Raw genomic sequence first — 14,830 nt, forward strand, 5'->3', positions numbered from 1 at the left:
AAGTTTTTGACGCGAATCGCTGTGTTTGCCCAGGTCGTTGGCATTTGAGGCCGCTGCAGAACTTTGCATCAACGACCGGGTTTCTGCGCCCCCTCTCGCGTGACTCTGTATGACACGGGCCGACCCTGGCCCTGGGTACAGCCAGCACAGGGAGACACAGATGACGCAGACACTCGAGAGGGCATCCCTCAACAACGTGCTCACTGCTGTGGTTCAGATCCTCGACGTCGTCGGCGAGGAGCAGATCGGTTCGATGACGTTCTCCAGCGGAGCGGTCATCGCGATCCAGCCGTCGCATCTGGAGCAAGGCGAAGCCATCGCGAGGGCTCTTGGCCTGACATCGTTCATCGAGCACACGTCTGTGGTGCCGGCGGTGACTGACTGGTCTGGGACCTGGGCAGGAGCCGGGCAGTGCGAGATCCATGTGCGCGGAATGCGGCCCCGCGGAGCTGCTGTCTCATGACCGTACGTCTGACAGACATCGCAGGGGCTCTGCACTTCGTCTCTTACGGGTGCGACCCCGGCGTGCTCAATATGAATGTGAGCCTGGAGCCGGGCGACCTCGCCAGCGCCACATCTGAGCACCTCGTGCTGGAGATCATCGCTGCTTCGATCGTCGATGCTCGACAGCTCGCCGCCCAGCACAAGCTGGACCCGGATCACGCGCGCGCTTCCCGGCTCAGTCCCGGCACCTTGATGTGGTCCGGCTGGATTACCAAGCAGACCCCAAGGACTGCGGGCCGCGGTGTTCGGTGTGTCCTGTACGCACACCCAGCGTCACTCGGAATGAACTCGTGAGCGGCGTTCGGCCGACAGCTCTCGCATACGTGAGCGGCCCTTCCGAGCAGGCACTCGATGACCAGCGGAACGTCCTCAGGGCGTATGCCGCCGCCGAAGGCCTCGCTCTCGAGCCCGATCTGGCCGACCCGAGCGACACGCTCACCATCAGCCAGGTCGTCGCGGCGGTGCAGGCCCGCGGCACACGGATAGTGCTGATCGCCGCCGGTGCACACATGGCCGAGACGCAGGCCCGCATGACGCATGACCTCGAGCCGTACGGCGCGGTGTGCGTCGTGATCGGCCGGAGCCACCCCGCAACTCCCCAGCGCGCAGGACGGCTCGCGAACGACCCTTTCCCTCGCCAGCGCCAGGCGGTGCCGGCATGAGCATTCCCGGACTCCAGGACGTGGACATGACAACGACGCACGACCGCAGCCGCCGCCGGTCAGCGCTGATCGCGCTGGACATCGACGGAACCATCGCTCATCCCGGCACCACGGAGATCTCGGACGCAGTACGTGCCGCCGTCGCCGACGTACTCGCCGCAGGACACCACGTGGTACTGGCCACGGGACGATCTCTGGTCGGAGTACTCCCTGTTGCGCGCCTGCTCCAACTGGCCGAGGGCTGGATCGTCGCATCCAACGGCGCGGTGACCGCCCGCATAGCTCCCCAGGCCTCCGGCGGATACCAGCTGCACAACGTGCAGACCTTTGACCCCAGACCGGTGGTCCGCCGCGCCCGGTCCGCTTACCCAGGCGTACAGATCGCAGCCGAGGAGGTAGGCCGCGGCTACCGCGTCACGCGCATGTTCGCCCCGAGCGAGGTCAACGGAGCCCAGCGGCACGTCGACGCCGACCAGATCGCCGACCGGCCCACGACGAGACTGATTCTCCGTTCGCCAGGAATCACGGCGCTGCGCCACAAGCTCCAAGCCGGTGGCGTGACCGTGAACCCCTATGGCCCTAACTGGCTGGACGTCACACCGCCTCACCTCTCCAAAGCCACCGCCCTGGAGAACATACGGACCCTCCTCGACGTACACGAGCGGCGCACGACCGCCCTTGGCGACGGGGTCAACGACATCGAGATGCTCACCTGGGCAAACCGTGGCGTCGCCATGGGACATGCTCCCGCCGAGGTCCTCGCCGCAGCCGGCGACGTCACCGCCACCCTCGCGGAAGACGGCGCAGCCGCCGTCCTGCGCTCGCTGCTGCCCGAAACGATCCCCGCGGTGCGGTGACTTCCTGTCTCGCACCGCTCGAAGAGTTCCCGCCGATCCCTAGGAGTGCAGCGATATGACAACCGAGACGGATCCCTACTTCCTCACCAACGACATCTACGCCGACATCGAGAACGTGGAGCCGATCGGCTGGGTAGAGATGCCGGACGGCCTGCGGGCAGTCATGGTCACGGACTACGCCGCCATCAAGGAGATCGGGACCCACCCGGACGTGTCCCGGGACGCCGCGGCGCACTGGCCCGACCTGCGGGCAGGAAACGTGCCGGCCGACTCACTGGTGGTGCCCTGGGTCACCAACGCTGGGCCGTTCAGCGCCTATGGCGCGGAGCACCGGCGTCTGAAGAAGCTGATGACGCCGGCATTCACCCAGCGCCAGATCGACAAGCTCGAACCGATGATCCACGAGATCGTGACCGGAACTCTGGAAAAGATCGCGCCGTCGGGCCCGCACGACAGGCGCCATGTCGAGCCCCTGGACCTGCGCGCTGGATTCTGCTTCCCGGTGCCGATCAGGACGATCGGTGCAGTGCTCGGTGTCGACGTCGATGACGAACAGGACCTGTTCCCTGTCATCCGGGCGGGGGCGGACGCTCTGTTCGACACCAGCATCAGCCGCGAGGAGCTCGGGGCCGCGTTCATCGGGCTGATCGGCGCGATCGACGAGCTCATCGCCCGCAAGCGCGCCCGTCCCGATGACAGCCTGACCAGCGCCCTGATCCAGGCCAACGAGGACGGCGACACATACACGGCTGCGGAGATCGCTGAGGTGGTACGGATCCTGATTGTCGCCGGGTACGAGACCACGGTCAATCTGCTGGACCAGTGCGTCTTCCTCCTCCTCACCCACCCGCAGTACCTCGCCGCAGCCCTCGCAGAGCAACCTGGCTCGGACGCCGCGGAGAAGGCCTGGGAAGCGATCATCGACGAGGCCCTGCGCCACTCGTCTCCTGCGAACGTCGTGCCGATGCGGTTCGCCATCAAGAACATAGTGATCGCCGGGTTCGAGATCCCCGCGGGCGCACCGATCCTGGTGTCCTTCGCGGGCGCCGGCCGGGACCCGAAGGTTCACGAGGCTCCCGACGTATTCGACCCGACCCGCACCAAGAAGGACCACCTCGGATTCGGGTACGGGCCTCACCGCTGCCCCGGTGCCGCGATGGCGATCGCAGAGGCGAAGTTCGCGCTGCCTGCGCTGTTCAGCCGGTACCGCCTCACGTTGGTCGAGGACCCCGCTGAGATCCCGGCGAACGACGGAATTATCACCAACGGCCACGCCCGTCTGCTGGTGACCCTCGAACCTAACGCCTGAACGCACGTCACAGCCGTTCCCCGCGTCGTGCGGGGGACGGCTCTTCACTCGCCGAGCAGAAAGAGATCACGACGTGTTGACCACAGTGAGGCGGCCTCGAGACGTCCGCCTCGACAGCCTGACGGGCCTGATGCCGCTGTACGCGGCCACCCTCGACCCGGAGAGCGCGTACGCCGCGCTACGCGCCGAATGGGGCTCGGTCGCCGCGGTGGAACTGTCTGACGGCGTCCCGGCGTGGCTCGCCCTGGACTGGACGGATGCCTTGCGTGTCGTGCGCGAGCCGAACAACTTCACGCGCGAAGTCAGGCACTGGCGGGCGTTCCAGAACGGGCAGGTGAAGCCCGGCACGGGCCTGCACGCGTTCTTCTCCGACCGCGACAACGCGTACTACAGCGACGGCGCCGATCACACGCGACGGCGCGCGGTGGTCGACGACGCGTTCGCGCGCGTCGACGAATCTGCGCTGCGCCGGGACGTGCAGTGGGTGTGCGACCGGATGCTCGCCCACATCGTCAGGGACGGTGCCACCACCGCGGACCTGGTCCCCACCTACACCCAGTTCGTGCCGTCCCTGGCGGTGGCAGCGATGTATGGCCTGGGTGCTGATGACGCCGGCGTCATGGGGCAGTACGCCAGGGACATCTTCTCCAACACCGCGGCCGCCGGCCCGGCATTTGTCGGCCTGAACGCCATGCTGGAAGACCTGATCAGGGAGCGTTCGACCAACCCGGGCCACGACGTCCTGTCGACGATGGTGCGCTGGCGCGACCCGCGGACCGGCACGGGTCTGACGGACAAGGAACTGCTGGACACGGCCCAGATGATCCAGTCCGCAGGCCACGAGATGTCCGTCGCTTGGGTCACCATGACGCTGGTCCACTTGCTGAGCGACACCGACTTCGACGGACGGGTGCGGGGCGGCCGCCTCGGCATCGATGAAGCCCTCGACTCGGTCCTGGTGAACAGCTCGCCGGTATGGAACACCCCGGCGAGGTTCGCCACTGCCGACATCGAGATCGGCAGCGTCTTCAACGAGCACAACATCGAAATCGGTGGACGCATCGTGCACGAAGGCGAAGCGATCGTCGCGGCCGCCGCCGAAGCGACCGCCTCTGTTCACCGCAACGCCGACCCGGTCTGGACAGGTACCTCCCGCGCATCCCTCGCGTTTGGAGCCAGCGGCCCGCACCACTGCCCCGCTCAGCGCATTTCTCGCATCATCGTCAAGGCCTCCATCGAAGCCGTTCTGCACCGGCTGCCTGGACTCAAGCTCACGGTCCCACCCGACCAGCTCGGCACGAGCCTCTCTCTGTGGGCCAGGAGTGTCTCCAGTCTGCCGGTGAGCTTCGACCCTGTGACTGGGTACGACGAGAACTGGACCGGGACAGAAGCGTCGCTGCGATGACCACCACGACAGAGCTGCGCGAGCTCGGTGCGCAGATCACTGCCGCGCTCGAGCATCTGCCGCCGGACGCGACTGCGGTGATCCGCGTGCGACACGGAGCAGGTTCCTTCCTGACGGGAGGCGAACTCTGGGTCACGTCCGGGCCAGGGCAGATCCCTGCCCGGGCGTGTGAGCTGCCAGCCACGGTGGGCCTGCGCATGAGCCTTGTCGAACGGGCGCTCGACGAGGCGGGCCTGGCCTATCCGAAAGCGGATCTCGGTCTCCGCGCCCGGTGGCGGCGGGTGATGTCCGCGCCCGACGTCATAGCCGGGTACGAACTGGCCGTCCGTGCCACCGGCGATCGTCCCCAGAGCCCGCCGATATCGCGGCACCGCGAAGCGGACAAGACCTGAACCGGCGCGTGGACGCGCTGCGCGTGCACCACTGACTAGAACGACGAGCTATAGGACCGCGTACATGAGAAAGAAGGTCAAGCCGGTGATCGGCGAGCGAACCCGACGGAAGGCCAGGCGACCTCAGATGAGTAAGCCCGAGCCAGAGCCGACCACGCCCGCCGCGGGGGCGAACACACGAGGGGAAGGGCCGGGGAGCGATGTTGGACCCGCGCTCCTAGCCGTCGAGCTTGCCCTGACTGGTGACGGCACGTGGGAGCGGGCCGAGATCGCGATCGACGAGCTGACCAGGGGCGCGGATGTGTCGGGCTTCGCGAGTCTGTTCCGGGGGGTGCCCGCTGGTGCCCTGGTGATGGACGCGGCTGGCGTCGACGGGTACCTCGATCTGCGCGACACCCAACTGATCGCGGAATCCCGCCGGCAGCAGGCCAAGGAGCCGCGCCTGTTCCGCGAAAGGCAACTGGCGCTCGACGATGACCTGCGACAGATCGTCGGGCAGCGCCTGGCCGCGGCCTCGGCCCGCCACAAGGCGGGCCAGCCGCCGACCGTGGCCGAGTTCGGACTGCTCGAGGGAATCCTTGGGCTTGGCGTGGTCCTCTTGCGTTGTGCTCCGGGCACGCCACTCATGCAGCAGGTGATCGACTACGTCGTCGGCTTGACGAGGCCGGTTCTGGTCAACGGGACACAGGTGCCTGGCTGGTACGTCGCACACGATCCGGGACCAGACACTGCGACGCCTGGCGGGCACGTGAACATGACCATGGCCAGTGGCGCTGGCGGCTTGCTGGCGTTCTTGGTGACCTGCGTACGCGCTGGCTACACCCTCGACAGCCTGCAGGTGCCGATTAAGGCTTTGGTCGACTGGTTCGTCCGCTGGAAGCAGCCCGCAAGCGCCGAGATCTGGCCGGACAGCGTGTGGTGGCCCCGCTGGGTGACCCCGGACGAGATCCGTGCCGGGGACCCGTCTGTCGTGGAGCGCGGCAACCATGAGGCCCTGCCGTCGTGGTCACGGATGGGAGGTATGGCGAGGGCGCTGCAGATGGGTGCGATCGTGATCGGCGACGAGGCGGCGCGGGGCCTTGCGGAGGCGGCGCTCCTTGCCTGTCTGACCGACCGGCAGATTCGTCGGCTGGACGATCCGAGCTTGTGGGGTGGCCTGGCTGGTCTGTACCAGACGGGTTTTCGTGCCGCGGTTGACGCGTCGGGTCCTATGGAGATCAGGCTGAAGCACCGGATGTCTGCTGTGGGAGATGCTCTGCGGCGGTATGCATCGGCTCAGGTTCTGGACGTGCCGGACGGGTTCTGGACCGGGCGTTCAGGCTTTGGGCTGGCTGCTCAGACGCTTCGCCGGGGGACCGCACCGACTTCGCAGTGGGACGCCTGTCTGCTGATCACAGGCCGCCCTCGTGCGTCGGCTCCTGGGTACGTGCTGTGGTGACGGCGACAGCGCCGGTGCCGCTGGTCGGTCCAGCTGGTGTGGAGGGCTTGGCGCGGAGGTTTCCGTTGATCGCCCGCCCGGGGCCGGTGTGTCTCTCTCTGGAGGAGCGCCTTACTCAGGTGTCTGCGCTCCTGGATCGTACGCCGATTAGCCCTGAGGTCGATGTGCTTCTGGCGGCGCTCACGCTGGACCGTGCCGCTGGGCTCGCGTCGGATTGCCAGCGGTCTAAGGAGGCGACCGTGATCCTGCGGCAGCACCTGGGTGCCTACGCCGAGCAGGTGACGCTGAGTGTTCCGGCCGCGATCGTCATGCTCGGGCCAGCGACCGATTTTGCACGCCTGCGGGCCATGTCGGGTCGCGCCGACGAGGCATTGTCGTGGTTGACCCGCCTGAGGCACGCGGTCCGCACTGGCCGCCGCACGTCCGTGGACAGGTACATGCTGCCCCTGGACCGCGTCGACGCCACCCCCGATGAGCTCCGGCTCATGCGGGACTGGGCCTGGTCCCGGATCCTGGCCGTCGCCGTCAAGGTCCTGGCTGTGGCGGGTCGCTGGGGCGAGGCAGCCGACCTCGTCACGCGGCACGGTGGACCCGCCGCCCGGTTGACCGAGACTCGCCAGGTCCTGGTCGTGGCCCACGTGGTCGACGGCGAGCTGGAGGTCGCTCGTCACCATCTGGTGGAGGCAGCGTCCGCCGAGCTCTGGGAGGTGGAGGTTGCGTCGTGCCTCAGTGTGCTGGTAGCCGAGCCTGCCGACCGCGGAGACATGGCCGCGGCGATGCTTGGCACGTTTCGGCATAGCCGGCCAGAACCCCTGCGCGCCGCCTACCGCGCGCGGTACGGCGTGACGGTCGCGCGTCTGGCGCACGCCACAGGACACCCGTATGCCGACGTCGCGCGCCAGCTCGCCGCCGAGGCGATCACGCTGCGTGACGGGCACGCCGCCCGCGAGGTCCTGCGGAACGTGGGCGGCTGCCTGTCACGCAAGGACGTCGCCGCCCTGAAGCGCAACGTGACCAGGGCCGGGCTGACCGGGGACCACCTCACCGGCTACAGCCTCACCCGCCTGCGCACGATCGCTGAGCGTGCGGTGACCAACCTGCGCAACGCCTTGCACCAACCACCGCGCTGACCCCCGAGGAGCACCGATGCGCCGAACCGCCGACATGCAATGCCCTGTAGCGCCCGAGGCAGGAGACCAGTGAACACCGATGCCCGTCCGCAATTGCCCTTGCATGTCGCCGTCACTGGCGCCGCAGGGTTTATCGGGTCGACTCTGGTCGACGCGCTCCTTGGAGCCGGCCACGAGGTCACGGCGATCGACGTGCGAGGTACCGCAGACATGCTCGCGGCGCGAAACCTGAAGGCTGCCTCGGCGTGCGATCGGTTCAGGCTGCACACGGTCGACCTCCGGCACGCTGATCTCGCGGGGATCCTGAACGGCGCCGACACGGTCTACCACCTCGCCGGTCTGGGCGGCGTCCGCGGTTCTTGGGGTGTCAGGTTCGCCGAGTACGTCGCGGCGAACCTGACGGCCACGCACCGCGTGATCGACGCCTGCGAGCAGACGGGCGTCCGTCGGCTGGTGTACGCCTCGTCTTCAAGCGTGTACGGATCGGCAACTCGCTCCAGCCGCGAGGACGACGTCACCAGACCCATCTCGCCGTACGGGGTCACGAAGCTTGCCGCGGAGCAGCTGTGCCTGGCCCACGCCACGCGCAGCGGCGCCAGCCTCTCCGCCGTCGCGCTGCGGTACTTCACCGTCTACGGCCCTCGACAGAGGCCCGGCATGGCCATCGGCCAGATGCTGGCGGCCGCGCTAACCCACGAACCCGTACCCCTCTTCGGAGACGGCAGGCAGCGGCGCGAGTTCACCTACGTCGACGATGTCGTGCGCGCGACGATCGCGGCCGCCCACCCTTCGGTGCCCAGCGCCGCCATCAACGTCGGTGGCGGCACGAGCGTGACCATGCTCGACGTCCTGGACCTTATCGCCACGGTCACCGGATCCCCGGTCCCCATCCGGCACGAGCCGGACCAAGCCGGCGACGTGTTGTCCACGAGCGCCGACCTGACTTTGGCTGAGCAGCTGCTCGGCTACCGGCCCCGGGTCAGCCTCCCCGAAGGACTGTCCCGTCACGCCCAGTGGCTCACCGCCACCTTGAACCACCCGACCACAGCTACCCCACCCGCCGAGACCCTGGAGACCGTCCGATGATCTCTCTGACCGCGCCCACCGCCAACGAGCTCTACGCCCAGGCCTGCCACGCCGTCCTCACCCACGGCCGCGACGTGCGGCCTCGGGGGATGCCCACCACCGAGATCCTGGGTGCACACCTGTGCCTGACGAGCCCGCGACACCGGTTCGTCGACCTGCCCCCGGCACGGGTGATCAACCCCGCCTTCGCCGTCGCCGAAACCCTGTGGATCCTGTCCGGCTCCGACGACCCATGGATCTTCGACTACAACCGCAACCTCGCCCGCTACGCCGACGACGGGCGCCTGCAGGGCGCCTACGGCCCCCGCATGCGCCGCTGGCGCGACGGGCCCGACCAGCTCGACAACGTCCGCCAGCTCCTGACGCGCGACCCGGACTCCCGCCAAGCCGTCATCCAGCTCTTCGACCCCGAGCGCGACACCCGCGGCCACCGGGACGTGCCGTGCACCCTCGGATACCGGTTCTTCATCCGCGACGGCCGACTCCACGTGCACACCACCATGCGCAGCCAGGACCTGTGGCTCGGGTTCCCCTACGACGTCTTCGCTGCCACCGTCCTGCAGGAGCTCCTGGCCGGCTGGCTCGACGTCGAGCTCGGCGAGTACCACCACTTCGTCGACTCCCTGCACCTGTACCAGCAGCACACGACCACCGCCGCCACTATCGACCCCAGCTCCACGCCGCCGTCAGAACCGCTGGAGCCCCTCGCCGTCCCGTGGCCGGACTTCACCACGCTGCTGGACGACGTCATCAGCGGCCAGGACCCCACCACCGCACCCACCGGCACATGGTCCGCTTTCGCCGCGGTGATGACCGGCTACCACTTCTGGACGGCCGGTGACCGGCCCCTCGCCCTGGCCACCGCGGCCACCACACCCGGCCCCTTGGGTGCCGCGCTCGAGCGCTGGTACGAGCGCCTGGCCATCCAGGCCGCTGCCACGGTGACCAGCGAGGCGACCCGATGACGACGCCCCGCCACGTAGCCCTGGGCCTGTGCTCCTACACCCACGACTCCTCCGCCGCGCTTCTCGTCGACGGACAGCTCGCCGGGTTCTGCGAGGAGGAACGCCTCACCGGCGACAAGCACACCAAGGCCTTCCCCGCACGCTCCCTGGACTGGCTCCTGACCGAGAACGACCTCACACCCGCGGACATCACCAGCGTCGGGTATAACTTCCAGCCCCACCGCTACCTGGCCGCCGTCGCCCAACTGCCCAACCACCTCACCCGCCCCAGTACCAGGGCCCGCGCCGCAGCCCGAGCCGCCAGCTTCACCAAGGTCGCCGCACGAACCCGTTCCCGCCTCCAGCTCATCAGCCAGCAGTTCCCCAACGCCACGGTCACCGCCGTCCAGCACCACCGCGCCCACGGCCTGTACACCTTCGCGTCCTCCCCATACCCCGAGGCCGCCGTCCTGATCGCCGACAGCCTCGGCGAAATCCAGACCACCACCATCGCCCACGCCACCCGCACCCCCGACGGCGCCTACGACCACCGCATCCTGGACGCCATCGACGACCCCGCCGCACTCGGCTACGCCTACGGCGCCATCACCGAACACCTCGGCTGGCGCCGCGGCGACGAAGAAGGCACCGTCATGGCGCTCGCGGCCCTGGGCGACCCCGGCCGGTTCCGGGAGGTCATGGCACAAGCGGTCCGGATCACCGCGACTGGGTTCACGCTCGACCCGGCGCTGCTGCCGCTGCGGGTCCTGTCGAGCCGGTACCCGAGGGTGAGCGAACGCCTCGCTGCGGCAACCTGCCGGCCGCGGCACCCTGACGAGCCGGTCGAGCAGGTTCATCAGGACCTGGCCGCCGCCCTGCAGGAGCGCACCGAGCAGGTGATGCTCCACCTCGCCGCCCGTGCGCGCACGCTGACCGGTGCGGCGCGGCTGTGCCTGGGCGGGGGAGTGGCGGCCAACTGCGTCGCGGTCGGGAAGATCGTCGAGGCCGGGCTCTTCGACGAGGTCCACGTCCCGCCAGCGCCGGGCGACTCCGGCACCGCGATCGGCGCGGCCGCCGCCGTACACCTCGCCGCGGCCGGCACGCTGCCGGGCGACGTCGGCGGGTGCTACCTCGGTCCGTCCTACAAGCGGCTCGACCTGCCAGCAGAGCCGCGGCCCGGCACCCGTGCGCACCGTCCCGAGGCCCCGGCACGGTTCCTGGCAGGCCAGCTCGCCCACGGGAAGATCGTCGGGCTCTTCCACGGTCGCCTCGAAGCGGGCCCGCGGGCACTGGGCAACCGGTCGATCCTGGCCTCGCCCCTGCTGCCGGACGTGGTGGACCGTCTGAACGCGACGGTGAAGTTCCGCGAGCCGTTCCGCCCGTTCGCGCCGATCGTGCTCGCAGAGAAGGCCGGCGACTACTTCACGCTGCCCCAGCCAGCACCGTTCATGTCGATCGCCTCCGGGGTCACCGACCTGACGAGGACTGTCATCCCCGCAATCGTCCACGCGAACGGCACCGCGCGGGTGCAGACGCTCGACCACGACAGCAACCCGTTCCTCGCCGAGGTGCTGGCAGAGTTCGCCGCCCTGACGGGAGTCCCGGTGCTGATCAACACCTCCCTGAACATCAAGGGAAAGCCAATCTGCGGCACCCCGGACATGGCGCTGGACTGTCTGGTCGGCAGCGGCCTGGACGCGCTCCTGCTCGAGGGCCGGTGGGTCACCAAGTGAGGATCGGCTACAGCTTCTGGGGCTTCCTCGGCCCTGGGATTACCGACACCCCCGACGGAGGGCGCAGCCACCGCCGGGTCCTCGTCGACGGGCTCCTCAGCCGCGGCAACGACGTCGTGTTCCTTCAGGCTGACCGGGACAGGCTCGAGGCAGGGCATGACCTGACGGGCACCTACCGGTGGGACGAACACCTGCCAGAGATCGATGCGCTGTTCCTCGAGTGGCGCTGGCCCATCCCTGGACGCAACACCGCGCCGTGCGGGTCGCCAGGTCACACCTGCGACCTGCACCGCCAGGCCGAACTCGTCGAGCACTACATTCGCCGCCGCTCGGTTCCGACGATCTTGTGGGACAAGGACCGGCAGCTGCCCAGCGACCACCCCCTGCGCCAGTTGGCGAACGTCACGATCTGCGAGGCAGCCCTCCACCCCGCCTCGGGCGCACACTCGCTGCTGTTCCCCGTCGACGACGCTGTCCTGGACCAGGCTGACCCACGGGGCCTCGCCGCGAGCCGCCGTGACCTGCCGCTGGTGTACATCGGAAACCAGTACGACAGGGACCACCTCTTCGACGAGTTCTTCGCGGTACCCGCCAAGCATCATCAGCACCTCGTCGCCGGCAAGTGGACCAGCACACAGGCCTGGCCCCACGTCACGTTTGCGGACCGTGTGCCATTCAGCCAGGTCGAACAGCTGCACCGTCGCGCCCTGGCAACCGTCCTCCTCCTGCCGGACCGGTACGCCAAGGTCGGCCAGATGACCCAGCGGCTCCCGGAGGCCGTCCTCGCCGGCTGCCTGCCGCTGACCCCCACCGCGATCCGGTCGGCCGAGCTGTTCACGCCCGCAGCGCTGCACGTACGCGCCGGGAACGAGGCATCTCGACGTCTCCAGCACCTGGCAGCCATCGCCGGCACCCCGGAGCACGCTGAGCTCATCGCACAGTGCCTGCGCAAGCTCGACCGGTTCCGCGTCTCTCGCCAACTCGACACGCTGGAACAAATCCTCAATCCAGCCTGAGCCCGAGACCACCTCACGACCTGCCATCACCCCATCGACACCGCACATCTGAAACCGGAGGCCCCGTTGCCCACCAACCCCTTCACCGACCCGGCGCAGATGACGCCGCTGTACGGCACCGCGGTCCGGATCGAACACCGCACGACGGCCCTTCTCGCGGCGAAAATCTCCGGGGCCAACGCCACCACCGCCCTCACCCAGCTCGTCGCATCGGTAGCGGCCCCCAGTCCCGTCGTCGCGGACATCGGGTGCGGGCGCGGCAGCCTCGCGCTGAGCATCGCCGCCCACCTGAGCCCCGCCCGGACGATCGCAATCGACCAGTCCAACGCCCTGCTCAACACCGTCCGGACCCGAGCCGCCAGCGCCGGCGCAACGATCCAGACTCTCCAGGCCGACTTCCACGCGCTGCCCCTGCCCGACGGAGAACTCGACGTCGCAACCGCGGCATTCTGCCTCTACCACTCCGACCACCCCCAGACGGTGGCCGCCGAGATCGCCCGTTGCCTCGCCGCCGGTGGCCACACCGTCTTTGCCACCAAATCGGCCGACAGTTACCACGAGCTTGATGAGCTCCTCGCCCGGACCGGGCTCGACCCGGCCGCCAGCGAGCGCCCCAGCCTCTACAGCTCTTTCAACACCACCAACGCTGCCGCCGTGACGGCCGCAGCAGGCCTGCAGGTCGTGGACATCGCGAACGAGCAGCACGTATTCCGATTTGACGACTCCGCCCACCTGGCGGCGTACCTCAGCACGACACCCAAGTACGTCCTGCCCGAGCACCTCGTCGACGACCCGCGAAGCCTGGCCGAAGAGTTGGCCCGACGCGGAATAGATGGACCGGTGACCGCGACCTCCACCGTGACCTACGTGACCGCCCGGCGTACAGCATGACGGCCACGTTCATCAAGACCTACCAAAACCCGCAGGTACGTGAGGCCGCACTCCGCCACCACACCTGGCTGAGCCAGCTCGACAGCGGCGTGCGCCTCCCGGCCGTGCTGGACGTGACGTCAGACGCCCTCGTGTTCGAGCACCTCACCGGCCCCCACCCCGCACCAGCCGACATGCCACAGGTCGCCCAATCGCTCGGACGCCTGCACACCGCCGCGTCCCGACACCTGCATCAGGCGCGCCTCGAGCAGCCAGCCACAGTCACTGCCGACCTGACGATCACCGACTTCCACAGCCCTCGGAAGGACGTTCTAATCCTCTTCCCAGTAATCCCTGATGAGAACGTCGCCCTGTACAAAGACGCGAACATCCGCAACGTCATCCTCACCAACGAAGGCCCCGGGATCGTCGACTTCGACGACCTGACCCTCGCGCCCTACGGCTACGACCTGGCCAAGCTCGTCGTCAGCGCCGCCATGACGCACGGACCGTTCTCCGCGACGCTCGTCGAGGAGACACTCGCGGCTTACAACGCGGGCACAACCGCTGCCAACCCGGGAGGGTGTACGGAAGGAGCATTTCGCCAGTACACAGCCATCCATGACCACCTCACCGCCCGCTACATCCACCGAAACGGATACCGCTACAGCTGGCCAGAAGCCCAGCCCTGGCTGTAGCTGTCCACCAGAACCCGCACCTGTCGGCTGCGCCGGCAGGGCACAGGAAGGACGACCATGACACGACCTCCGGGCTGGTATCGACCGGACACTACTCCGAATCAGTGCGTCCTCCGAACGGAGCCGAACTCGTGACTGGCAATGACTCAACGCGCCTCGTCATCGTGCGCGGCCCATCAGGATCAGGAAAGACCACCATCGCGCGCGACCTGCGCGAGAGGATGGGCCGCGGCACAGCACTCATCGAGCAGGACTACGTGCGCCGAAAGCTGCTCTGGGAGAAGGACACCTTAGGCGCCCTCAACATTTCGATGATCGACACCGTTACCCGACACGCTCTCGACTCTGGTTACAGCGCCGTCGTGGAGGGCATCATGCACGAGGTTCGGTACGGCGACATGCTGCGGGCCCTCGTCGCTGACCACGAGGGAACCAGTGTGGTCGCGTACCTAGACGTGCCCTTCGACGAGACGCTCCGCCGGCACGCCGGCCGCCCCCAAGCGGCGGACTTCACGCCAGAACTCATGGCCGAGTGGTGGGCGCAGGATGACTACCTCGGCCTCAATGGAGAGATCGTCGTCGGTCCGCAGACCACCGCCCAAAAGACGGTCGACCGACTTCTCACAAGCCTGGAAAGCACGCTCGACACAACGACCTCGAAGGGGTGAGCACTACATGCCGCAGGCCGTAGGGGACTGCTGCACGGATAGGTGACAGGGTTTCTCAGGCGGCGAGTGCGACCTGAGTGGTCATGGTGGCTTCGTACTCGATCGGGGTCAAACGTCC

General features: G+C 68.2%; 16 protein-coding genes. All 16 read left to right on the forward strand.

What is annotated here, in order from left to right:
• Positions 1-160: 160 nt before the first annotated feature.
• The 16 genes from LUM46_RS23885 to LUM46_RS23960 all read left to right on the forward strand — a co-directional run bounded on the left by LUM46_RS23885 (position 161) and on the right by LUM46_RS23960 (position 14,712).
• Positions 161-463: a hypothetical protein gene (locus LUM46_RS23885; RefSeq protein ID WP_274997570.1), complete on the forward strand. Its 303-nt coding sequence runs from the start codon at positions 161-163 to the stop codon at positions 461-463.
• Positions 460-798, forward strand: a complete 339-nt coding sequence (locus tag LUM46_RS23890; RefSeq protein WP_274997571.1) for a hypothetical protein — start codon at positions 460-462, stop codon at positions 796-798. The genes LUM46_RS23885 and LUM46_RS23890 overlap by 4 nt, the downstream gene beginning before the upstream one ends.
• Positions 799-827: 29 nt before the next feature.
• Positions 828-1,166, forward strand: coding sequence for a hypothetical protein (locus LUM46_RS23895; RefSeq protein ID WP_274997572.1), 339 nt, complete (start codon positions 828-830; stop codon positions 1,164-1,166).
• A gap of 26 nt (positions 1,167-1,192) precedes the next feature.
• Positions 1,193-2,023: an HAD family hydrolase gene (locus LUM46_RS23900; protein WP_274997573.1), complete on the forward strand. Its 831-nt coding sequence runs from the start codon at positions 1,193-1,195 to the stop codon at positions 2,021-2,023.
• Positions 2,024-2,078: 55 nt separating this feature from the next.
• Positions 2,079-3,332 (forward strand): cytochrome P450, encoded by a 1,254-nt coding sequence (locus tag LUM46_RS23905; RefSeq protein WP_274997574.1) that lies wholly within the window; start codon positions 2,079-2,081, stop codon positions 3,330-3,332.
• 130 nt (positions 3,333-3,462) lie between these two features.
• Entirely contained in the window at positions 3,463-4,737 is a 1,275-nt protein-coding gene (locus tag LUM46_RS23910) for a cytochrome P450 family protein (RefSeq protein WP_274997575.1), read from the forward strand.
• A complete protein-coding gene (locus LUM46_RS23915) occupies positions 4,734-5,129 on the forward strand; it encodes a hypothetical protein (protein ID WP_274997576.1) in 396 nt (131 codons plus the stop codon). The genes LUM46_RS23910 and LUM46_RS23915 overlap by 4 nt, the downstream gene beginning before the upstream one ends.
• A 64-nt stretch (positions 5,130-5,193) precedes the next feature.
• Positions 5,194-6,567, forward strand: a complete 1,374-nt coding sequence (locus LUM46_RS23920; protein ID WP_274997577.1) for a glycoside hydrolase family protein — start codon at positions 5,194-5,196, stop codon at positions 6,565-6,567.
• A 239-nt stretch (positions 6,568-6,806) separates the two neighbouring features.
• Positions 6,807-7,697 (forward strand): hypothetical protein, encoded by an 891-nt coding sequence (locus tag LUM46_RS23925; RefSeq protein WP_274997578.1) that lies wholly within the window; start codon positions 6,807-6,809, stop codon positions 7,695-7,697.
• Positions 7,698-7,736: 39 nt separating this feature from the next.
• Complete coding sequence (locus tag LUM46_RS23930; RefSeq protein WP_274997579.1) at positions 7,737-8,783, forward strand: NAD-dependent epimerase/dehydratase family protein; 1,047 nt, start codon at positions 7,737-7,739, stop codon at positions 8,781-8,783.
• Positions 8,780-9,748, forward strand: a complete 969-nt coding sequence (locus LUM46_RS23935) for a thymidylate synthase (RefSeq protein WP_274997580.1) — start codon at positions 8,780-8,782, stop codon at positions 9,746-9,748. Before LUM46_RS23930 ends, LUM46_RS23935 begins: the two co-directional genes overlap by 4 nt.
• Positions 9,745-11,460: a carbamoyltransferase family protein gene (locus LUM46_RS23940; RefSeq protein ID WP_274997581.1), complete on the forward strand. Its 1,716-nt coding sequence runs from the start codon at positions 9,745-9,747 to the stop codon at positions 11,458-11,460. The genes LUM46_RS23935 and LUM46_RS23940 overlap by 4 nt, the downstream gene beginning before the upstream one ends.
• Positions 11,457-12,476 carry a CgeB family protein gene (locus tag LUM46_RS23945; RefSeq protein ID WP_274997582.1) on the forward strand — a complete coding sequence of 340 codons (1,020 nt, stop codon included), beginning with the start codon at positions 11,457-11,459 and terminating at the stop codon, positions 12,474-12,476. Before LUM46_RS23940 ends, LUM46_RS23945 begins: the two co-directional genes overlap by 4 nt.
• A 66-nt stretch (positions 12,477-12,542) precedes the next feature.
• Entirely contained in the window at positions 12,543-13,367 is an 825-nt protein-coding gene (locus tag LUM46_RS23950) for a class I SAM-dependent methyltransferase (protein WP_274997583.1), read from the forward strand.
• Positions 13,364-14,044, forward strand: a complete 681-nt coding sequence (locus LUM46_RS23955) for a phosphotransferase (RefSeq protein WP_274997584.1) — start codon at positions 13,364-13,366, stop codon at positions 14,042-14,044. The genes LUM46_RS23950 and LUM46_RS23955 overlap by 4 nt, the downstream gene beginning before the upstream one ends.
• Positions 14,045-14,175: 131 nt before the next feature.
• Positions 14,176-14,712, forward strand: coding sequence for an AAA family ATPase (locus tag LUM46_RS23960; RefSeq protein WP_274997585.1), 537 nt, complete (start codon positions 14,176-14,178; stop codon positions 14,710-14,712).
• Positions 14,713-14,830: the final 118 nt, after the last annotated feature.

The sequence above is a fragment of the Promicromonospora iranensis genome (assembly GCF_028994805.1).
Lineage (GTDB): Bacteria > Actinomycetota > Actinomycetes > Actinomycetales > Cellulomonadaceae > Promicromonospora > Promicromonospora iranensis.

Excerpts from the sequence above, each read along its gene's own strand:
- LUM46_RS23885 (WP_274997570.1), top strand. The coding sequence starts at position 161 with ATGACGCAGACACTCGAGAGGGCATCCCTCAACAACGTGCTCACTGCT.
- LUM46_RS23890 (WP_274997571.1), top strand. The coding sequence starts at position 460 with ATGACCGTACGTCTGACAGACATCGCAGGGGCTCTGCACTTCGTCTCT.
- LUM46_RS23900 (WP_274997573.1), top strand. The coding sequence starts at position 1,193 with ATGACAACGACGCACGACCGCAGCCGCCGCCGGTCAGCGCTGATCGCG.
- LUM46_RS23905 (WP_274997574.1), top strand. The coding sequence starts at position 2,079 with ATGACAACCGAGACGGATCCCTACTTCCTCACCAACGACATCTACGCC.
- LUM46_RS23910 (WP_274997575.1), top strand. The coding sequence starts at position 3,463 with ATGCCGCTGTACGCGGCCACCCTCGACCCGGAGAGCGCGTACGCCGCG.
- LUM46_RS23915 (WP_274997576.1), top strand. The coding sequence starts at position 4,734 with ATGACCACCACGACAGAGCTGCGCGAGCTCGGTGCGCAGATCACTGCC.
- LUM46_RS23920 (WP_274997577.1), top strand. The coding sequence starts at position 5,194 with ATGAGAAAGAAGGTCAAGCCGGTGATCGGCGAGCGAACCCGACGGAAG.
- LUM46_RS23930 (WP_274997579.1), top strand. The coding sequence starts at position 7,737 with ATGCCCTGTAGCGCCCGAGGCAGGAGACCAGTGAACACCGATGCCCGT.
- LUM46_RS23935 (WP_274997580.1), top strand. The coding sequence starts at position 8,780 with ATGATCTCTCTGACCGCGCCCACCGCCAACGAGCTCTACGCCCAGGCC.
- LUM46_RS23940 (WP_274997581.1), top strand. The coding sequence starts at position 9,745 with ATGACGACGCCCCGCCACGTAGCCCTGGGCCTGTGCTCCTACACCCAC.
- LUM46_RS23955 (WP_274997584.1), top strand. The coding sequence starts at position 13,364 with ATGACGGCCACGTTCATCAAGACCTACCAAAACCCGCAGGTACGTGAG.